This is a genomic window from Paenibacillus sp. M2, assembly GCF_046713495.1.
In the GTDB taxonomy this organism is placed as follows: domain Bacteria; phylum Bacillota; class Bacilli; order Paenibacillales; family Paenibacillaceae; genus Paenibacillus; species Paenibacillus amylolyticus_B.
The window spans coordinates 6,395,363-6,418,141 of sequence record NZ_CP169648.1; the positions used below are offsets into that span (position 1 = coordinate 6,395,363).

The 22,779-nt window shown below is 53.9% G+C and carries 5 protein-coding genes; all 5 read right to left on the reverse strand.

Translation table 11 applies throughout. The annotated features are described in order from the left end of the window. Positions 1-49: 49 nt before the first annotated feature. Positions 50-1,783 (reverse strand): ABC transporter ATP-binding protein, encoded by a 1,734-nt coding sequence (locus tag ACETMN_RS29255; protein WP_411735474.1) that lies wholly within the window; start codon positions 1,781-1,783, stop codon positions 50-52. Continuing rightward, positions 1,780-3,606 (reverse strand): ABC transporter ATP-binding protein, encoded by a 1,827-nt coding sequence (locus ACETMN_RS29260; RefSeq protein WP_091019116.1) that lies wholly within the window; start codon positions 3,604-3,606, stop codon positions 1,780-1,782. The genes ACETMN_RS29255 and ACETMN_RS29260 overlap by 4 nt, the downstream gene beginning before the upstream one ends. Next, on the reverse strand, positions 3,596-6,907 hold the full coding sequence (locus tag ACETMN_RS29265; protein ID WP_091019114.1) for a non-ribosomal peptide synthetase: 3,312 nt from the start codon (positions 6,905-6,907) through the stop codon (positions 3,596-3,598). Before ACETMN_RS29265 ends, ACETMN_RS29260 begins: the two co-directional genes overlap by 11 nt. 167 nt (positions 6,908-7,074) lie before the next feature. Beyond that, positions 7,075-22,080, reverse strand: coding sequence for an amino acid adenylation domain-containing protein (locus ACETMN_RS29270; RefSeq protein ID WP_411736446.1), 15,006 nt, complete (start codon positions 22,078-22,080; stop codon positions 7,075-7,077). 163 nt (positions 22,081-22,243) lie between these two features. After that, complete coding sequence (locus tag ACETMN_RS29275; RefSeq protein ID WP_143786562.1) at positions 22,244-22,498, reverse strand: hypothetical protein; 255 nt, start codon at positions 22,496-22,498, stop codon at positions 22,244-22,246. Positions 22,499-22,779 lie beyond the last annotated feature (281 nt).

Here is a 22,779-nt window from a genome sequence, read left to right on the forward strand (position 1 = left end):
AGGCTTTATACCTGAATATCAGAAGGAAGCCGCCCGCCGTAAAGCGGGTCTATCCGTACAGCCGCGCGTAATAACCTCCGAGCGCCAGCAGGTCCTGATGGCGGCCCCGTTCCACGACCGTTCCTTGATTCATGACCGTAATCAAATCCGCATGTTCCACAGTGCTGAGACGATGCGCAATCAAAATGGTGGTGCGTCCCTTCATCAATACGTTCAGAGCTTGCTGTACCCAATGCTGGGATTCGTTATCCAATGCAGAAGTCGCTTCGTCCAGCAGGAGAATCGGAGCATTTTTGAGAATCGCCCGGGCGATCGCAATTCGCTGCCTTTGTCCGCCTGACAACGACGCTCCCCTCTCTCCCACCGGCGTTTTATACTGTTCAGGAAGTTCCTGAATGAAATGGTGAGCGTACGCCGCTTTGGCCGCTTCAACCACTTCTTCATCCGTTGCACCCGGGTTTCCATAGCGGATGTTTTCCTCAATCGTGCCGGTAAACAAAAACGGCTCCTGCGGAACATATGCAATCTGCCTGCGGATTTCGTCCAGCGTATAATGGCCGAACGGTTTGCCCTGGAGCAGGATATCTCCGCTATCCACAGGATAAAAGCCGAGCAACAGCTTGATCAGTGTACTTTTGCCGCTGCCGCTTGCTCCTACGATCGCAGCAACCTGACCAGGAAACACTTGCATGGACATATCGACAAGTACCTTTTTATCCGCCTGATAGGAAAATTCCACATCGCGAAACTCCACCGCAGCCTCCGATACAAGCTCGCTACGAGAAGATCCCAGACGCTCCGGTTCCTCTTCCTCGCTTAGTACCTCTTGAATCCGGTGAGCGCCCGCGAGCGAATTTTGGGTCATCGACAGAACCATCCCCAAGTTCAACAAGGCGTGCGTCAGATTCACTTGCAAAACTGCCAGAGCGGCGACACTTCCCATTCCCATCATTCCGTAGGCATAAAGAAGACTGCCGATGACGATGATGCCGCAAAACGTGACGTAGCTGATAAAATGGTTCACCGCAGCTTGCATACCGTTCTTCTTCGCCGTTTGCCGAAGCGTTTGCGTCATTTGTTCGTTCAACGCCTCGTACTGGCCGTAAATCGTGCGGATGCGGAACAGCTTCACAATTTGAATGCCGCCCATAAAATCTTTGAATTTTTCGGTCATTTTACCGAGCGTTTGCAAGCCTTGTTCGGACAAAGCGCGAATATCCCGTGCAAATTTCAAGCTGACCAGAGAGGACAGCAGCAGAATGACGAAGGATACGCCAGCAAACCGCCAATCGATCACCACCATGGAGGCAATGGAGCCGATGCAAAAGACAACTTGAAGCAGCAAAACGAAGTAAACCTGCGAGAAAGTAAACTCAACGGTCGTTACGTCGTTATTCACCCGCGACAGCAAGTCCCCATGGTGCGTCTGCTCCAGGAATCTCGGCCGCACCCGGCACAGCTTGTCATAAAGACGTTTGCGGATATTCAGCACAGTCAGCTCGACACTGCGCTGGTATAAGTAAATGAACCAGGGAGAAATTATATTTTCCAGGAACAAGGCCGCGCCCAAGATAATAAAAGCTTCCACCATCAGGGACGTATCTCTGGACACGGCGAAATCAACCAAGTTATGTACGACCAAGCTGAAGGCGATCAGAAACAATGTCTGGGTGAGCGCCGTTACAGCAAGGCCAATCGCGTACTGGGTTTTGCGCTTGCGGTTCATAAACGTCAGCAAGTAGCCGAGTTCTTTCACTTGCGATAGCCTTCCGCCCTTTTTCATGTGTACGACACCTCCATGCGTTCGGCAGACTCGGTAAATTCCTGGTAGTACGACTGGGCGTACAGTCCCTTCCTCTCGAGCAATTGTTCATGAGTGCCCTTTTCGACAATATTTCCTTGTTCCATAACCCAGATTTCATCGGCGTTTTGTACCGTAGAAAGCCGGTGGGCAATAACTACTGTCGTTCTCTGCTTCATCAATATGCCCAGCGCTTCCTGAACCGCGCTTTCCGACTCCGGATCAAGAGCCGATGTGGGCTCGTCCAGCAGCAGAACGGGAGCATCTTTCAGAAAAGCCCGGGCCATTGCAATGCGCTGGCGTTGCCCACCGGACAAAAAGCCGCCGCGCTCTCCGACATACGTCTGGTAGCCACCCTCAAGCTGCATAATGAAAGAATGAGCCTGAGCGGCTTTGGCAGCTTCGATAATCTCGTCCATCGACGCTTCTTCCCGCCCATAGCCGATATTTTCGGCGATTGTACCGCTAAACAAATATGAATCTTGGGTTACCACGGAAAAATGCGACCGAAGCTGCTCCGGATCTGCACCGTGGATCAGGCTTCCAAACACGCGGATCTCGCCCTGATCCTCCGGAAGTGGATAAAAGCCGCATACCAGCTTAAACACCGTACTCTTCCCTCCGCCGCTCGCTCCGACAAGCGCAATCGTCTTGCCTTCCGGCACCGAGAAACTAACATTCCGCAGAATCGGGGAACTCTCTTCATACCCGAAGGTTACGTTCTGAAACTGGATGGGGGCGGCGTTTGCTTTTGGAAGCAAACGGCCATTTTCCGTTTCGGTCGGCTGCTCGACGATTTCGGAGACCCTTCTCAGGGCACCGCTCATTTCGAACGTGCGCGTAATGAGCTCGGGAATATGCTCCAGCGGCTCCAGACACAGATTAAGCAAGTACAGGAAGGCAATCAGTTCTCCCGCGCCTAGCTGCCCGTTGTAGATCAAATAGCTACCGTAACTGACGGCGAAAATGATCGGGCTGATCATCAGCGTAGAAAGCAGCGGGTTGACCCAAGCTTCCCGCTTTTTCACAGCTAGCTTTTTTTGAGCCGTCAATTGCAGCAGCACTTGGTAGGAGCGAGATAACATACCGGATAATAGGTAGCTTTTTACAATAGGCATCCCTCCAAGCGTATCCTGGAGGTTGACGTTCATTCGGCCCATGTTCGCCTGGGCTTCCTCCGTCAACTGTTCCAACTGCTTGCCGATCCATTGGGAAACCAGCAGTGCTATGGGAAATAACAGCAGGCTGTACAGCATCAGCTCCCATTGGAGATACATCAAATAAGCGAAACAGCCGATAAACAATAACGGATGATAAAACCACTGGGCGAGGTCCCGAATCATAAATTGCTGGATGAGCTGCAGATCGTTGTTGATCCGCGACAACACGTCGCCGGAGTGTTGTTTTTCCAAATAGGGGACCGGAAGTTTGCCGATATGACGCATGACATGGTTGCGGATATCCTGCACCGCAGAGGCACTGCTTCGCTCCACACCAAAGCTCATGAAAAACTTCGCTGGCACACCGATCAAGATGACCACAAAGACCGTGTATACGATTTGCAGAACGATTGGCCCCGCCCCATTCTCGGCCTGTGTGGTCAGCTGCTCGACCAAACGTCCCGTCCATATCTCAATAACCGCGGCGGCAATTGCGGACAGGATACCGACGATCATCCATCCTTTGTGACGGCTTACATAGGACATCAGCCAGCGGAACGCTTTCCAGGTGGCATATGCGGTTCGACGCTTGGAAGGCGCAGCTGTGCCTTGTTCTTGAACAAACGTCTGCCGGTCAGTTCCCATGCAGGACCCCGGCCTCCGCTTCGATCTGCCGCTTAATTTGCACTAAGATGTCACGGATGACAACGGCCGTTTCGTCCACGCGCGCGAGTTCCAGTAACTCCTCGTGTGCGCCCTCCAGCCGGTAATCGGCGTAAGCTTGCGTCGTTGCCCTCTGCCAGGACGGCAACTGGTGCTCCAGGCGGAACGCTTCGCTGTCCTTCGCAATCAGTTCGTAAATCCGGGCAGTTATCGTTCCTGAATTAATAAGCTGCGCTTCGTACGTCAATGTAGCTTTGATCTTTCGATGAACACGCTCCCGCACGAGCGGATTGCTCATTAATTCCTTCTCTTCTTCGTCGAAATCCGCAAGCATTTCTTCAAGCTCTTTCTCAAACGTTTCATAAGGCGTGAGTGTGTCCTTAATCCATGAGTCCACCATGAGCACGTCCGTTACGGAATACCCTCTTCTTTCCATCGTTTTGGCTACCTCAAACGTCAGGTTGCCTCCGAAGCAGTAGCCCAGCAGCACGTAAGGTCCTTCAGGCTGGATGCGAACAATCTCATCCACATAACGGTTCAGCATGGCCTCGTAATCGATGACATCATCGATAAAATCAATGCCATAAAGCACGAATCGGCCGTCCAGCCTGCTTGCAAGCTCTCGGTAACCAATGCCGAAGCCGCTGCCTGGAGGGAAGCAGAACACGTTTAGATCCCCTGTTTTATTCAGCTTAATGAAGGAGTCTCCCCCTTTATCCAGACCCAGATCCTGCTCTCCAAAAGCCATGGCTTCAACGGTTACACTATGGAATTGGCGATTCAGCGGTATCTCAATGCCCGTTTCATCGTAAACGGCTTGAACAAGCCTCATCAGACTTAAGGAATTGCCGCCCAGCTCAAAAAAGTTATCCTTTACGCCGACCTGTGGAATGCCAAGTGTATCCTGCCAGACACGGACGATCTTCATCTCGAGCAGCGTTCTCGGCGCAACATATTTCGTTCCTCTGGCCGCAGCTTCCTCCGGCACTGGCAGCGCTTTGCGGTCGATTTTTCCGTTCGCGGTCAGCGGCATCTGCGAAAGCTGCACAAGATGCGCAGGAATCATATACCCCGGAAGCTGCTTGGCGAGCTGCTCCTTGAGTTCATTCGCCGCCAGCTTTGTTTCCGCAACGTAATAAGCAACAAGTTGCTTATGACCGTTCGCGTCGTCCCGGGCGAGTACCACCGCTTCTTCCACGCCCCGGGCGTTCAGAAGCTGCGTCTCGATTTCGTCCAGCTCGATCCGATACCCGCGGACTTTGACCTGGTGGTCGATTCGGCCCAGGTATTCGATGTTGCCGTCCGGTAGCCAGGTCGCCAAGTCGCCAGAACGATACAGTTTTTCCCCCTCCGCAAACGGGGAATTAACGAACTTCTCCGCCGTCAGATCCGGACGGTTCAGGTATCCTCTCGCGAGCCCTTCCCCGGCCACGTACATTTCGCCCGCTACGCCAATCGGCACAGGGCGGCGGTTTTCATCCAGGACGTAAACCCTCAGCGTTGGGATCGGCTTGCCGATATTGCTCTTCGCCGCCTCCATTTCGACCCACGTAATTTCCTTATACGTCACGTGAACCGTCGTTTCGGTAATGCCGTACATATTGATCAGCTTTGTCTCCGGGTACTTTGTCTTGAAACCCTTGAGTAAAAGTGGACTGAGCGCTTCGCCGCCAAAAATGACGTTGCGAATCCGCAGATCGTATGGATGATCTGCCAAGACCTTACGCAGCAGCTGATAAAAGTACGTTGGCGTCTGGTTCAAAATCGTGACCTGTTCGCGGCTCAGCAGCGCCAGGAAATCGGCCGGATTTTTCGCCGTGAGCGGCGGTACGATGACCAGCTTGCCTCCATAAAGCAGCGCTCCGTACATTTCCCAGACGGAGAAATCGAAGCAGAACGAGTGGAACAGCGTCCACGTGTCGAACCGCCCGAAGTCGAATAAGTTCTTGTCGTTGAACAAAAGACGCACAACGTTTTTATGCTCGATCAACGTGCCTTTGGGTTTGCCGGTCGTTCCCGACGTGTAGATGACATATGCCAGGTTCCCCGACCCGGAAATTGGCTCCAGATTCGAAGCGTCCAGCGCACCTTCCGAGTCCGCCCCACTGTCTCCTCCCCAAACGAAATCATCTATTTCAAGGCGCGTTCCTGCGAAGTCGGTCTTCTCATGCAAATGCTTTTGAATCAGCAATAACGGCGCACCCGAATCCTCGATCATGAAGCGGATGCGCTCCTCCGGGTAGTCGGGATCGACAGGCACGTAGGCTCCGCCCGATTTGAGAATCGCCAGTATGCCGACAACCATATTGAGTGAGCGTTCGGCCAGAATCGCTACTAGCTGGTCCGCTTCAACTCCCGCCTCCCTCAGCTTGCGCGCAAGACGGTTGGATCGCTCGTTAAGCTCGCGGTAGGTCAGCTGCCGTTCGTTCATGACAACAGCCACATTGTCCGGGTAAAGCTCCACCTGTTCTTCAAACAAACCGTGAATCGTTTTCCCCCGCTCAAACCCGGTTTCGGTATCATTAAATCGATTCAGCAACGTCTCCCTCTCGTCCGGGGAAAGCACATCGGCTTGTCCAAGCTCCAAATCCGGATGAAATACAAGCATGGACAGAAACCGAACAAGGTGGTCGGTCGCCTGTTCCACAAATGCCCGCTCGTATCGATTCCCGTCAAAGCTTATTTCCAGCTCGATAGAGTCGTTTTGGCGGTCGAATCGAAAAACCGTATCGGCCGCCACCCGGTTACCCAGCGGTTCAGGATGAATCGGGGCGAAGGATGCAACAGTGTTGACGACTGGAACGCCTTCCCCTGTATAGTCCAGATGGAGCAGCTCCACCATTTTCCGAAAAGGCAGATGCTGATGCTCCAGCGCCTCGCCGATGGAGGCTTTGATGTCCCCGAGCAGCGTTTTCAGCGTAGTCTGGTTACTTACGGGCGTTTTGATCACCAGGATGTCATGCGGCGGCTGAGTCACGTCCGGGTTCCCGCTATAAGAAGGCATGCCGACCAGTACTTGATCCTGCCCGGTATATTTGAACAGCAGGCTTTTTACTCCTGCCAAAACAATCATGTACAAAGCCAGATCCGAACCATTGGCGAGGCGAATAATTCTCTCCGAGAGCTCACTCGGCAGGGTACGGTGAAGCAAGCCCAGCTCTGCCGCAGCTTCGCCACCCGCAGATAATTTGGAGGATTGACTGTAGGGAAGGAAGCTCAGGCTGTCATCGTTGTCAAATTTGCTGCTCCAGTACCGTTCTTCCTTTTCAAATAAAGATTTCATTCGTACCTCCCCTAAAAATGAAGTGACCGTGTGCCCCGGCGCAGATCCGAAAAAACTTGCTTTCGGCCTGCGCGTTTACGGGCTTGATTTACGGACTTGCAAGTTGTTCGCTGTCTTTCATGGGATGCGCACCACTTTCGCTTGACGGCGGAGGCGCACTTGTAATATTAGAACGCGAATTCGATCGTATCGACGGCACTCTTTGCGCCTGCCGCCGGTTTATGACATTCAATCCGACTTAGCTCAAGTTGTGGATTTTCCGCAATTTGAGAAAGTATCCGCAGGTAATCCTCGGTTAAGGTGCGGATCATCGTTTCTTTGAACAGCTTGGTGGCGTAGAAAAAGCCCCCGCTCAGCGCCCCTTCGTTTTCATACATAAACAGCGTCAGATCAAACTTCGCTTCCTCCAAATGGTCAAGCTCGTAATTCTTCAGGCTGACCCCTTCGAGTTCGGCGTCTCGTTCTTCGATATTTTGCAAGTCGAAAACGGCATCGAACAGTGGGAAGCGGCCCGGCTCCCGCTTCACATTCAAACGCTCCACGAGCTCTTCGAATGGATAATCCTGATTCTCAAAAGCTCCCAGAGCCGTTTCCTTGACTTCTTCCAGGTAGGACAGGAACGTTTTGTTGCCCGACGGGCGATTGCGGAGCGCCAGTGTATTAACGAACATGCCGATGACCGGCTCCAAATCAGCGTTAGTTCTTCCCGCCACCGGGGTGCCCACAATTAAGTCTTCCTGCCCGCTGTACTTGGACAGCAGCACAGTATATGCCGCAAGCAGTACCATGTACAGCGTGCTTTCACGCTCGGCCGCCAATTCACGCAGCCGCACAGAGAGAGAAGCTTCGACGTCGAAATCCAGATGCGCGCCTTCGTAGTTGCGAACTGTAGAACGTTCGTAGTCCATCGGCAGATCCCCCGTCGGCAGCTCGCCTTCAAAGGTTTGCAGCCAGTACGCTTCCTGCCGTCCGATCCGCTCTCGGTGGTCCTCCGACTGCTGCCAAACGGCATAATCCTTATATTGAATGCGTAGTGGCGGGAGTTCTTCCCCGGCGTATAAACTCGAGAACTCATCCATCACAATCGCCATCGATACGCCGTCCGACACAATATGGTGCATATCGAAAAGGAGAATATACCGGTTCGGCTCCAGTTCGATGACTCCGGCGCGCAGCAGCGGCGGCTTGCCGAGATCAAACGGACGAACGAAGTTGCGGACAATCTGCTCGACTTGAGCTGCATCCTCTGGATCCGCTTGATGATGCTCAATAGCAAAATCGACCTGCGGGTAAATCCGCTGAACCGCTTCGCCCTTCACCATTTCAAAACCGGTACGCAGCGATTCATGCCTTGTTATCAGTTTCCGCAATGCGGCTTCCAAGCGGTCTAAATCAAACTTGCCTTCAACCTGCATCAGTTCCGGCATGTTGTAAAGCTGATCCGCTCCATCCAGCGTATGCTGAATGAACAGCCGTTTCTGCGCGGAGGACAGAGGGTAGTACTCTCTCTGCTCCGCTTGAGGAATGGACTCATGCTCCCGCCGTTCCATCCGGGCAATCGCCTCGGCCATCGCCGCAATCGTCGAGTGACGGAATACGTCGCGCAGCGGGAGGTTGACGTTTAATTCCTTAAATACCTTGCCTGCCAGCGTCGTCGCTCGCAGAGAATGGCCGCCGATGTCGAAGAAGTTGTCGTAAACGCCAATCTCCTTCGTAAGCCCCAGCACCTCCTGCCAAATCACCGCCAGCTTCATTTCCAGCTCATTGCGCGGTGCGACATACTCCGTTCCACTTCCCACTTCCCCTCCCGGGGCTGGCAGCGCCTTCCGGTCTATTTTCCCGTTCGGTGTCAGAGGCAGATGCTCCATCTCCACGAAGTACGACGGGATCATGTACCCCGGCAGATCCTGCGCCAGCGCACTGCGCAGATCGTTCACTAACAGCTCCGCACCGATATCCGGCGTGTAATACGCACACAGCGCCTTCTGCCCGTTCGCGTCACTTCGAACCAACACCACCGCTTCGCGTACACCTACCATCCGCAGCAGCTGTGACTCGATCTCACCCGTCTCGATCCGGTAACCCCGGATTTTTGCCTGGTTGTCGATCCTGCCGATGAAGTCCACGTTGCCGTCCTCCATCCACCGTGCCAAATCTCCCGTGCGATACAACCGCTCACCCGCGGTGAAAGGGCTGTCTACAAACTTCTCTTCCGTCAGCTCCGGACGGTTCAAGTACCCACGTGCTACCCCAACGCCGCCGATGACCAGCTCGCCCAGCACCCCGACCGGCACCGGGTTCAAGTGCGCATCCACAATGTAGAATTTCGCATTCAGCCGCGCTTTGCCAATCGGCACATGGCCTGTCTGCGGCAGCTTCGCCAACTGCTCGTCATAGAAACTGGAGTCAATTGCCGCTTCCGTCACGCCGTAGGCGTTGATGATGCGGAACAACGAGCCAAACCGTTCCTGTAAGGTTCGGTAATCCGCCACACTGCAACTGTCCGAGCTTGTAATCAACAGCTCCATACCGCTTAACTCCAGCCCCTGCTCATGCACATGCTCCATGAACGGCACGATCAGTGCTGGTGTTGATTCAAAGATTGACACATGCTCCCGCTCTATCCAGTAGTGCAGACGAGACGGATCGATCCGGTCGTCCTTCGGTACAATGACCATGGTCCCTCCGTTGTACAGCGTCCGCGCGATATCACCCACGAACACGTCAAACGAGAAACTAGCGAGTTGTAACAGCCGTACCGGGAACTGATCCAATCGGTATTCCCGTCGGTAACCCGCTGCCGTGTTCACCAGACTGCGATGCTCGATCATCACACCCTTTGGCTTACCCGTCGTTCCCGACGTGTAGATCACATACGCCAAATCCTCTGGACGAGCTTCATGGAAGCTGCCCATACCGACAACATCAACATCATTTGGATGATTCTCGCCACCACCGTTCACAGCCCCCGTTAGCTTGCCGTTGACTGGATTGGGAGCACTGCTGGAGCCTTGGCCGAAGTCCATCGGGGCATTTACCCGATCTTCGCTGTATGATGTTTCGTCGTCGAGATACAGCACCGTCTCCATTGCCAATTCCTCTTCGCCGAGCCAGGCTTCGGCACGCTGTCGCAGCACCGTTTGTGTCAGCAGTACCTTCGCTCCGCTGTCTTCGAGCATAAATCGCACCCGCTCTGCTGGATAATCCGGGTCGAGCGGTACATAGGCCCCGCCCGTTTTCCATACGGCTAGTACAGCCACCAGCAAATCGACCGAACGCTCAGCGAGAATGCCAACAATGGACTCCCTGCCGATGCCGCTTGTGCGCAGCGTAGCCGCCAAGCGGTTCGCTCGCTCGTTCAGCTCCACATACGTTAGGCGGTTATTTTCATACACGACGGCTTCCGTTTCCGGTGTGCGTTCCGCCTGTTCCTCGAACAACCGGTGGAACGCCGCAACAGGAGCCGGTTCTAGCCGCGCTGGATTAAACGCACTGAGAACTTGTTCTTTTTCCTCTGCTGTCAGCAAGTTCAGCTCGGCAATCTTCGCATCTGGACGGTTTACAATTGTCACGAGCAACTGCTCGTAATGTTTTGCCAGCCGTTCAATCGTCTCCCTTTTATAAAGAGCCGTTGCATATTCGAAGCTGTAATCCAACCCGCCGTTCTCCTCGCCCACATCCAAGCTGATATCAAACTTCGCAGTATCCAGTACGCTCGGATAAGGAATCAGGCGAAGCCCTTCCAGCTCAAATTGCTCATTCTCCGTATTTTGCATCGTAAACATCGTGTCGAAGAGTGGATTACGGCTTAAATCACGGGTGACTTGCACCTTGTCCACCAATTGTTCAAACGGATAGTTTTGATGCTCAAAGGCGTGCAGAGTTGTTTCTTTGACTTCGTTCAGGTATGACAGGAATGTTTTCTCCGAAGCCGGATAACTGCGGATCGCCAACGTGTTTAGGAAAATCCCGATCAACGGCTGCACATCTCCATGATTCCTTCCGGCAATCGGCGTTCCAACGATCACGTCTTCCTGACCTGAATATTTGTGCAAAAGCACGTTATACGCCGCAAGCAGAACCATAAATAATGTCGTGCCCGTTTCCGAAGCCAGCTGTTTCAGGCCGTCGGTTTTTGAAGCGTCGAAGAAAAACTCCAGCGTTTGACCTTCATAGCTCTGTACAGCCGGACGTGGATAGTCAGTCGGCATTTCCAGCACCGGAAGCTCGCCCTGGAACATGTCCAGCCAATACGCCCCCTGATGCTGAAGCCGTTCCTGCTGCTCCTGCGAATGCTGCCAAACGGTGTAGTCTTTGTACTGAATGCGTAGCGGCTCCAATTGCTCTCCACCATACAAACGCACGAATTCTTCAACAAAGATTTCCATCGAAACGCCGTCAGAAATAATATGATGCATGTCGTACATCAGAATATGGCGTTCCGGAGCCAGCTCAACAAGGCCTACTCTCAACAGCGGTGGCTTAGCCAAGTCAAACGGACGGACAAAACCGTGAACCACCGCTTCGACCTCTTGCTCATCCACTTGATAGAACTCCACCGCAAAATTCACGTCCTGGTAAACCCGCTGTGATGCTTCGCCATCCACCATTTCGAACCCGGTGCGCAACATTTCATGCCGCGCCACGAGCTTGCGGAACGTTTCTGCGAACCTTGCCCGGTCCAAAGCACCCTCCAGCAGCATCGCTTCCGGCATGTTGTAGCTAAGCTCCGCACCTTCCAGCTGATTCAAGATAAAGAGACGTTTTTGAGCAAAAGATTGCGGGTACACCTCTCGGCCATCCGCCACTGGAATGGCAACGAATGTTTGCTGATCCAGCCGAGAAATGGCGGCAGCCATGCTCTCGATCGTGGAATGGCGGAACACATCGCGCAGTGGCAGATCCACGTTCAAGTCTTTATGAATCTTGCTGACCAAAGTTGTCGCGCGCAAGGAGTGGCCACCGATGTCGAAGAAGTTGTCGTGAACACCAATCTCCTTCGTAAGCCCCAGCACCTCCTGCCAAATCACCGCCAGCTTCATTTCCAGCTCATTGCGCGGTGCGACATACTCCATTCCACTTCCCGCTTCCCCTTCCGGCGCTGGCAGCGCCTTCCGGTCTATTTTCCCGTTCCGCGTCAGAGGCAGGCGTTCCATCTCCACGAAGTACGACGGGATCATGTAACCTGGCAGCTCCTGCGCCAGCGCACTGCGCAGATCGTTCACTAACAGCTCCGCGCCGCCGGTCTCCGGCGTATAATACGCACACAGCGCCTTCTGCCCGTTCGCATCACTTCGAACCAGCACCACCGCTTCGCGCACACCTTTCACCCGCAGCAGTTGCGACTCGATCTCACCCGTCTCGATTCGGTAACCCCGGATTTTTGCCTGGTTGTCGATCCGGCCGATGAAGTCCACGTTTCCGTCCTCCATCCACCGCGCCAAGTCTCCTGTGCGGTACAGCCGCTCGCCCGCGACAAACGGACTATCTACGAACTTCTCTTCCGTCAGCTCCGGACGGTTCAAGTACCCACGTGCTACGCCAACGCCGCCGATGACCAGCTCCCCCAGCACCCCGACCGGCACCGGGTTCAGGTGCGCATCCACGATGTAAAACTTCGCATTTAACCACGCTTTGCCAATCGGCACATGCCCTGTCTGCGGCAGTTTCGCCAACTCCTCGTCATAGAAACTGGAGTCGATCGCCGCTTCTGTCACGCCGTAGGCGTTGATAATGCGGAACGACGAACCAAACCGTTCCTGTAAGGTTCGGTATTCCGCCACACTGCAACTGTCTGAGCTTGTAATCAACAGCTCCATACCGCTTAACTCCAGCCCCTGCTCATGCACATGCTCCATGAACGGCACGATCAGTGCCGGTGTTGATTCAAAGATCGTCACTTGCTCCCGCTCTATCCAGTAGTGCAGACGAGACGGATCGACCCGGTCGTCCTTCGGTACAATGACCATGGTACCGCCGTTGTATAACGTCCGCGCAATGTCGCCCACGAACACGTCAAACGAAAAGCTGGCGAGCTGCAGCAGCCTTACCGGGAACTGATCCAACCGGTATTCCCGTCGGTAGCCCGCTGCCGTGTTTACCAGGCTGCGGTGCTCGATCATTACACCCTTTGGCTTACCCGTCGTTCCCGACGTATAGATCACGTACGCCAAGTCCTCCGGACAGGCTTCATAGCAGCTGTCCATGCCCACAACCTTCGAATGGCTCTCATCTCCGTCGTTCACAGCACCCGACAGCTCGCCGGAGACTTTACCGGAAACCACGCTGGAGCCAAGCGGTGCATTCTCCCGGTCTTTGCTGTATGACGTTTCGTCGTCGAGATACAGCACCGTCACCAGTGCAAGTTCCTCTTCGCTGAGCCAGGCTTCAGCACGCTCTCGCAGCGGCGTTTGCGTCAGCAGTACCTTCGCTCGGCTGTCTTCAAGCATGAACCGCACCCGGTCTGCCGGATAATCCGGGTCGAGCGGTACATACGCCCCGCCCGCTTTCCAGACGGCCAGCACAGCCACCAGCAGGTCCACCGAACGCTCGGCGAGAATGCCAACAATCTCCTCCCGGCCGATTCCACTTGCGCGCAGCGTTGCCGCCAATCGATTGGCCCGCTCGTTCAGCTCCGCATACGTCAGCCGATCGTTCTCGTATACGATGGCCTCCGCTTCCGGTGTCCGTTCCGCCTGTTCCTCGAACAGTCGGTGGAACGCTGCCACAGGAGCCACTTCCGATTGCGCCGGGTGAAACGCGCCGAGAATTTTCTCTTTTTCATCTTCCGTCAACATGTTCAGCTCAGCGATCTTTGCATTCGGATGGCTTACGATCGCCGCAAGCAAATGTCCAAAATGAATCGACAGCCGCCGGATCGTGCTTTCTTTATAAAGAGCCGTTGCAAATTCAAAGTTGCACTCCAGTCCGCCATTTTCTTCCGTAACATCCACACTCAGGTCGAACTTGGCCATACCATATTCGCTAGAGTACGGGGACAATTTTAGGCCTTCGAGCTCAAACTCTGACTCCTCCAGGTTTTGCAGGGAGAACATCGTGTCAAACAGCGGGTTGCGACTCAAATCCCGGCTAACCTGCACTTTATCGACGAGTTCTTCGAACGGATAATTCTGATGCTCGTAAGCGCCTAATGTCGTTTCTTTCACTTCTTCCAAATATGACAGGAAGGCCTTCTCCGAAGCCGGATAATTGCGGATCGCCAGCGTGTTGACGAACATTCCGATCAAAGGCTGCATGTCGCCGTGCGTTCTGCCTGCAATCGACGTTCCAACGATCAAATCATCCTGACCTGTGTATTTATGCAAAAGCACGGTATATGCGGCAAGCAACACCATATATAGCGTCGTTCCTCTTTGAGCGGCCAGCTGTTTTAAGCCTTCGTTCGTTGCCTCGTCCACGAAGGATGTCAGCGTATTTCCCTCATAGCTCTGTACAGCAGGACGCGGATAGTCCGTTGGCATTTCCAGAACCGGCAACTCGCCCCGGTAACGGTCCAGCCAGTAAGCTTCCTCGCGTTTCAATTGCACTTTTTGCTCGTCCGATTGCTGCCATACCGCATAGTCCTTGTACTGAATGTGCAAAGGCTCTAATGACTCGCCGCCGTACAAACGAACGAGTTCCTCAACGAATACGTCCATCGAAACCCCGTCGGAGATGATATGGTGCATGTCAAACATCAGTAAATAACGTTCGGTTGCCAGCTCTACGAGTTCGGCACGCAGCAATGGTGGCTTCGCCAAGTCGAAAGGCCGGATAAATGCCTGCACGACTGCAGACGCTTCTTCCTCGTTCGCATGTCGACACACGACGGCAAAATCAACGCCCTCGTAAATACGCTGTACCGCTTCGCCTTGCACGATCTCAAATCCGGTTCGCAACGTTTCATGACGTTCGATCAGTCCGCAGAAAGCTTTCTCCAGCAAGCTATGGTCAATCGATCCTTCGAGCAACAGCACACCCGGCATGTTGTAGCTCTGATCGGCTCCTTCCAGCTGATTCAGGATAAACAGCCGCTTCTGAGCTGAGGAAAGTGGATAATACGCTCTTTCATCTGCCAGCGGAATCGACGAGAACAACTGCTCTTCAATCCGGGAGAGGGCGAGAGCCATCTCTTCGATCGTTGAGTAGCGGAATACGTCGCGCAGAGGCAGTTCGACGTTCAACTCCTGATGCACCTTGCTCACCAGTGTCGTTGCCCGCAAGGAATGGCCACCCAAGTCAAAAAAGTTGTCATGAACCCCGATGTGCTCCAATCCAAGCACGCTTTTCCATATTTCAGCCAAGCTGGCTTCCAACGGAGTCCGAGGTAGAGTATGTCCTTCGCCCGGTTGCAAGCTCTCCTCAGGTGCCGGGAGGGAGCGGCGGTCAACCTTGCCGTTCGTTGTCAGTGGAAGCCGTTCCAACTGGATCAGGTACGCCGGGATCATATAGGCAGGAAGTTCCTGGGAAAGAACGCTCTTCAGCTCGGCCGCCGGAAGCTCGCGGTCTGCTTCATAATAGGCGCAAAGTTGCTTCTCGCTGGAGGCGTTTTCCCGTGCGAATACCGTCGTTTTCCGAATTCCCTCCACTTTCTGAAGCTGAGCTTCGATCTCGCCCAACTCAATACGGAAGCCGCGGATTTTCACTTGGTCATCCGTACGCCCCACGTATTCAATCGTGCCGTCCGGTAGCCATTTCGCCAAATCCCCTGTCCGGTACATGCGCTCTCCCGGCACAAACGGATGGTCCACAAATTTCTCCGCCGTCAGTTCCGGCCGGTTATTGTAGCCCCGTACCAACCCTTCTCCGCCGACGCAAAGCTCCCCGGCCACGCCGATCGGCAGAAGTTTATTCTGGCTGTCGACGATATACACCGTCGTATTGCTGATCGGCCGTCCGATGGGTACGGTAACCGCGGACTCATCGACAAAGTCGACTGGAAGGTACGTGGTATAAACCGTGCTTTCCGATGGGCCGTACAGGTGGTTGAGCCTGCCCGGTCCGATATGAGCGAGCGCTTTACGCACATGGCCGACCGACACGCGCTCTCCTCCGAACAAAATCGCCCGGACATCCCGCAGGCAGTCGACGTTCACATCCACAAGGACGTTGAAGAAAGCCGTCGTAATCAGCATGACCGAAATTCGCTCGCGCTTGATGAGATCCGCCAGCTGGCCGATCTCCAGCAAAGTCTCGTGGGGAACCAGCACCAGCCGTGCCCCGTTGGTCAAAGCGCCGAAAATATCAAAAATCGCTCCGTCGAACGAATAGCTCGAAAGCTGGAGGACATGATCCCGCTCAGTGATGTCGATATAATTCGTATTTCGCACGATCCGCACGATATTGCGGTGTGAAACAAGGTTGCCTTTGGGCTTGCCCGTCGTGCCTGACGTATAGATGATGCAAGCCAGATCTGTCGCTTCGTTGCCCGGATTTAGATTTGTGCGGTCCTCGTGATAGAAGGACTCGTCATCCAGTAAAATCACGGAGTAAGAACCCGCCAGGCGCTCGCGCAATCGACTTTGCGTCAGCATGACCTGCGCACCCGAATCTTCGATCAAGAAACGGATACGCTCCTCGGGATATTCCGGGTCAATCGGTACGTAAGCCGAACCGGCTTTGTGTGCCGCCAGCATTCCCACCACCATTTCGATGGAACGCTCAGCCATAATGGCGACCAGACGGTCTTTGGATATCCCGTGGCTACGCAAAGTACGAGCAAGGCGGTTAACGCGTTCGTTCAGCTCGCGGTAGGTCAGTTCTTGCCCATTCAAGGAGATGGCAGCTGCGTTCGGGATGCGCTCCACCTGCTCTTCGAACAATTGAATGAGCGTTTTCCCGCGCGGAAATTCCGTGGTGGTGTTGTTAAAACGTCTGAGAATGTCAGCTTTTTCCGCCTCCGTCACAAGTTCCAGCTCGCCCACGGTAATCTCCGGGTTATCCGCCACCTGCTCCAGCAAATGAACGAGATGCCCCTTGAGCCGCTCAATGCTATCTTTATCAAACACTTCGGCGTTAAAGTCGAATCGAATTTCGATCTCGGCTCCCGGCACCACAGTCACGTTGAAGTTATAGTTTGTCTGCTCCTCCATCTGAACATCAGCAAGCGTCAGGTCGCCGTGCTGCTGGTCCCCCGCCTGCTCCATCTGCTCGTCCACCGGATAGTTCTCAAAAGCGATGATATGGTTGATCAGGTTCTGCTTTTGCACGCTGCGGGCCTGAATTTCATACAGCGGATAGTAATCATAACGCCCGGACTCCAGCGCCCGCTCTTGAAGCTTCGCCATCAGGTCGGCGAACACGGTGTCCGCTTCGCTCGTTACCCGGACCGGCACCGTATTGATGAACAGCCCGATCATGGACTCAATGCCCGGAATTTCCGCCGGTCTTCCGGCTACGACGCTGCCGAATACGGCATCGTTTGTTCCGTTATATTTTTGCAGCATCACGCCCCAAATAGCTTGCAGCAGTGTATTGACCGTAACCAGGCGCTGTTTCGCCACCCGGTCCATCCGCTCGCTCAAGTCCTTTCCCAGCTCGGCGGTGACGTGATCAGCCGTAAATCTGCCGTTGGGTGCCAGTTCCTTTTGTCCCGGGATTACAGTTTGCCCTTCATAACCTGCCAGGAATGCCATCCAATAGGCTGATGCCGCCTGATCGTCCTGTCTCTCCAACCATTCGATATAGGCGCCATAATCCGATCCTTTATCTCCCGCTGACTGCTCGCCGGATGCCAAGGCCGAGTATGCCTCAAACAGCTCCTGCGTCAGCTGAGCCAGGCACCAGCCATCCATCAAAATATGTTGGAAACTCCACAGTACATGATAGCTTTGCTCTTCGGTGCGCAGGATCGTGAACCGAACGAGCGCGTCATGTTCCATATCGAAGCCACGAAGCTTGTCCTCCTCGGCCTTTTTATCCAAGTAAGCTTGTTTTTCGTCCACCTGCAAATGAAGCAGCTCTTCATATTCAAAACCGACTGGCTTGTCGCGGTATATGATTTGCAGCGGCTCGCCCGCCGGTCCTTTCACAAAATTCGCCCGCAGCACCAGATGACGTTTCGCAAGTTCCATCCAACTCCTCTCAAAAAGCTGGACGTCGAGTGCTCCCCGCATCGTAAACCGCGTCTGTTCAAAATAAGCTGCCGTTTGCCGGTCAAGCGCGCTGTGGAACCACATACCCTTCTGCATCGGCGTAAGTGAGTAAATATTTTCGATTTCCCCGAGATGGCCCGAGCGCTGGGCGATTTGCTCCAATTCTGCAATGGTCAAGCCTTTGAATTGCACGTCGCTCGGCGTCAATTCAGTGGTTTCTTTGCCTGCACAGTGGATAATGAGGTCTCGGAGACTTTGCTCAAGCCGCTGAGCGAGGGCTTCCATCGTTTCCTTGCGATACTGCTTCCGGCTGTAGCTGAGATCGAGCGATAAAGCGCCGTCCAGCACCATACCGTTGATATCCAGCACAAAGCTGCGGGCCTGCCGGTCGCTAGCCGGGCTGCCGCTGGAATAAGAAGATATGCCGATCTCGTCCTGGTTGACATCATCGTCGAACTGGCCGAGGTAGTTAAAATTTATTTCCGGCTCTGCGCCCCAAACCAAGCCATCCTCCGATTTCGAGAGATAGCGACATATGCCGTACCCTAGCCCCTTGTTCGGAATACGGCGCAAGTTTTCCTTGACCTGTTTAATCTGATATGCCAAATTTCGGTCGGTTTCCGGCTCCAGGACGACCGGAAACTTGGTCGTAAACCAGCCAACTGTACGCGTGATGTCGATATCCGTTCCGATCGATTCACGTCCGTGTCCTTCAAGATTGATCCGCAACCGTTCCTGCCCCGCCCATTTGCGTAAGGCTATTCCGAGCGCCGTTACGAAAATATCATTCATTTCGGTGTTGTAGGCACGGTGAACCCGCTTCAGTAGCAGTTCCGTTTCTTCGGGAGTCAAACGGACAAACAGCGATTCGCTGTCCTGCTGCGTCGTAACGTCCGCCTCCATATCCTTTGGCACGGCCAGAACCTCCATTTGTTCCACGGCCTGCCAATAGGCCCGTTCCTTTGCCATCTCCGGGCTTTGCGCGTAAGCAGCCAGCTGCTCGGACCAAGTGCGGTACGCATCTGTTTTCGCCGGGAAACGAATTTCCTCGCTTTTGCCAGTCTGCTCGTAACCTAAAGCGAAATCCTCCATCAAAATGCGCCAAGACACGCCGTCTACCACGGCATGATGAACCGCGAGCAGCAAATGATCTCCATCCTCGCACTGGAACAGTCCCGCCTTCATGAGGGGCCCGTTCTCCAGATCGATGCCTGCTTGAATGTCCGTTGCCTTCGCTTCCACAGCCTGCGTGGGATTCTCCGCATCCTTAAAGTCGAACACGTCCAGCGTGAACAGCCCACCATCCTGAATTGCTCGGGTTAACGCACTAAACCCTTGTTCCGTCTTACAGAACACCATGCGCAAGGCGTCATGATGCTCGACCAGCTTTTGAAGCACCTTATACACTGTCTCTTCCTTGAACCGTTCCTTCCGGTAAAACATCACCGACTGGTTGAAATGATGCCGGTCCGCAAATGAACTCTCAAAAAACCAATGCTGAATCGGCGTCAATGCCGTTTCACCCGTTATTTCGCCTTGATCGATGGTACGTCTGATCGGTTTCACATGCAGGCTGAGCTGTGAAATCGTCGGATATTTGAACAAATCCCGGATTTCCAGCTTGTACCCGGCTTGATGAAGCCGCGAAGATACTTGAATGGACTTGATCGAGTCTCCGCCCAACTCAAAGAAATGATCCGTTACCCCAACACGATCGGAGTTCAATACCGCCTGCCACACATCAGCAAGCGTTCGCTCAGCTTCATTGCGGGGAGCTACGTACGCGCCACCGGTCAGTGCGTTTCCTTCCGGGGCAGGCAAAGCCTTACGATCGATTTTGTCGTTCGGCGTGAGCGGCATCCGCGGAAGCTGAACAAAATGCGCCGGAATCATGTAATTTGGCAATTTTTGCGCCAGCGCGCTTCTCAGCTCGCCAAGCGTAAGAGGGAGACTCGCGACCAGGTAAGCGCACAGTTCTTGCCCGCTTTTGCCTTCCCGCGCGATTACAATCGTCTCCTGCACGGAGTCGATCTTCAGAAGTTGCTCTTCAATCTCACCGATCTCGATTCGGAATCCACGGATTTTCACCTGATGGTCGATCCGGCCCAAGTACTCCATATTTCCGTCCGGCAGCCAGCGGGCGAGATCTCCTGTCCGGTAAAGGCGTTCTCCCGGCGCAAACGGATGTTCCACAAACTTCTCTGCCGTCATCTCCGGTTGGTTCAGGTAACCTCTCGCAAGCCCCACGCCTGCCACGCACAGCTCGCCGTCCACTCCCGGAGGCACAAGTTGCAGGTGGACATCCAAAATAAAAATTTGATGATTAGCCAGCGGGCGCCCAATCGGAATGACTCTGCGTTCCGGCTGTTGCTCATCCGCATCCCAAAGCGTCGTAACAATCGAAGCTTCGGTAGGGCCGTAAGCATTGAAATAATGGACCTTCGCTTTCCACTGCTGCACGAATTCGGCCGATACCGCCGAACCTCCCGTTACAAGCTTTGTTAAGCTGGGAAGACGGTCCGGGTTCAAATGAGCGCTGTATGTCGGGGGCAGAATCGCCGCCGTAATCGCATGCTCGTTCATATAACTCTCGAACAGACGAGTGTCGAGAATTGTCTCGGCCGTCGGGATGTACAAAGTCGCGCCAAAATAGAGTGCTTTGAAAACCTCCCAGCAGGATGCGTCGAAGGACAAGCTCGCAAATTGAACGATCCGGTCTTGCTCCGTGATGCCCAGCCTGTCTGCGAACATCAGCTTCAAGCTGACCAAACCACGATGCTCCAGCATGACCCCTTTGGGTTTCCCCGTTGTACCTGACGTATAAATGACATAAGCAAGATCATTTGGACCGCTGGCCGCCTCCAGGTTCGAGCCATCGTCGCTATAGGCTTGTTTATCATCTAGCGCCAATACGGTCCCTTCGAACGGGACTTGCTGTAAGAGCTCTTTTTGAGTCAGCAGCAGCTGCGCGTTCGAGTTCTCCAGAATGTAGCGAATACGTTCTTGCGGGTACTCCGGGTCGATCGGCACGTAGGCACCGCCAGCTTTCAGAACCGCCAGAATGCCAATGACCGTCTCCAGCGATCTCCTGACCATCAAGCCTACCAACTGATTGGGCAGCACACCGACCGATCGTAGCGTACGCGCCAGCCGGTTCGCCCGTTCGTTCAACTCTGCGTATGAAAGCCGCTGCCCCTCAAAGAAAACTGCAGTCGCCTCAGGCACACGCTTCGCTTGCTCCTCCACAAGCTGATGAATCGTCCGATCACGAGGATAGTCCTTCTCGGTATCGTTAAAGCTTTGTAGTAATTTAAATTTTTCGTCCTCCGACAGCATGTCCGCTCGCACGATGTCCAGCTCCAACTCATGAAGCCCCACGGACAGCAGGCGATTCAGATGGCCGACGACCCGAGTCATGAACTCGGAGTCATATAAGTGCTCGTTATATGACAGCGCTAGCTGTATCGTCCCGCCGGTTAAACTGAATTCAAAGGAACAGTCTGTGACCACGTTTTGCCCAATTTCGTCCAGATGCAGCTCCTTAAGGGATACTAGCGTATGGACAAAGGGTATCCCTTCTGCATATTGCAGATCCAGCTTCTCCGTCATTTTCAAGAACGGAATATGTTGATGCTGAATGGCTTCCGGCAAGGAAGTCCTCAGTTCGCTCAGAAGCGTTTTAAAAGTTGCTCCCACCGAAAGGGAGTTTTTCAAAATGACCGTATGATTAACGGATCGACGCGTCTCCCCCTTTTTCGGCACAACCGGCATGCCGACCAGAATGTCTGAAGCTCCAGTATATTTATGCAAGAGTGCCTGAACACCGGCGAGCAAAATCATAAAAGCAGCCAGCGGAGCACCCTTGCTCATTTGAAGGACGCGCTGCGCCGCTTCCTCTGAAAGCAAACCGCCAACGGTTTTCACATTGGGCACCAGGGAGTTTGGAGCTTTGCTGTAAGGCAGCCGCGTCAAGGTATAATCGTCACTACCGAATTTTTCGTTCCAAAACAACGTTTCTTTTTCAAAAGCCATCTGGATCGTTCCCCTCTCTTCATCGGTAAAAGCAATCCGGCAGAGCATATGCCGAAGCAACGCTCCCCTCCTTTTCAAACATCTGACAACAACATCAATGGCTTGCGCAATGTCACCGCTTATATTGCCTGGTTGATCGCATGCGGCAATCCTCTGCCTACCAGCTGTCCCGCTCGGCTCCCATGCGTAAAGGACAACAACAAGCATCGTTCTACGCAAGAGATGCGGTTACTTCGGACTCTTCTTCTTCAATGCGATTGCTGCGGACGAGCCACCCGAAGACGGTATTTGGTTTAACATGGGATTCGGAATTGGATTTGGGGATAGACGACAAGGAGTGTTCCTCCTGTCGATGTAAGGCTTGCCGCAGGGTTCTCCAGCCGCCCAGCAGGAAGTCGACCGTACCTCCTGATTTGGCACCCGAGCTGCCTTCGACGAAGCCTATGTTTAAGGGGTATTGATACACTCTATGTACTATTTGCTTATTCCCCCACAGCCCTGGTGTGGATAAGTAAGATTCGACTGCGGGGTAGTGAGCTTTTCCTGACGATTAAATTTAACGAGGGTACTGCATGAGACTCAAGGAATGCTCCGTATGGCACGAACGGTACTGCCCTTGGATTGCCGGATAATTCCATGCGGATTGACGTCACCGCAGGTAGCATGAGGAGAAAGCGCTACCTTAACATCAAGTCCGCACGCCCTCCAGAAGGCACTTTCATGCCTCTTGCCGGGGGCGGCCCATCG

What these genes read in the sequence shown, in the direction of transcription:
- ACETMN_RS29260 (WP_091019116.1), bottom strand. Translation starts at nt 3,606, where the DNA reads ATGGGAACTGACCGGCAGACGTTTGTTCAAGAACAAGGCACAGCTGCG.
- ACETMN_RS29270 (WP_411736446.1), bottom strand. Translation starts at nt 22,080, where the DNA reads ATGCTCTGCCGGATTGCTTTTACCGATGAAGAGAGGGGAACGATCCAG.
- ACETMN_RS29265 (WP_091019114.1), bottom strand. Translation starts at nt 6,907, where the DNA reads ATGAAATCTTTATTTGAAAAGGAAGAACGGTACTGGAGCAGCAAATTT.
- ACETMN_RS29255 (WP_411735474.1), bottom strand. Translation starts at nt 1,783, where the DNA reads ATGAAAAAGGGCGGAAGGCTATCGCAAGTGAAAGAACTCGGCTACTTG.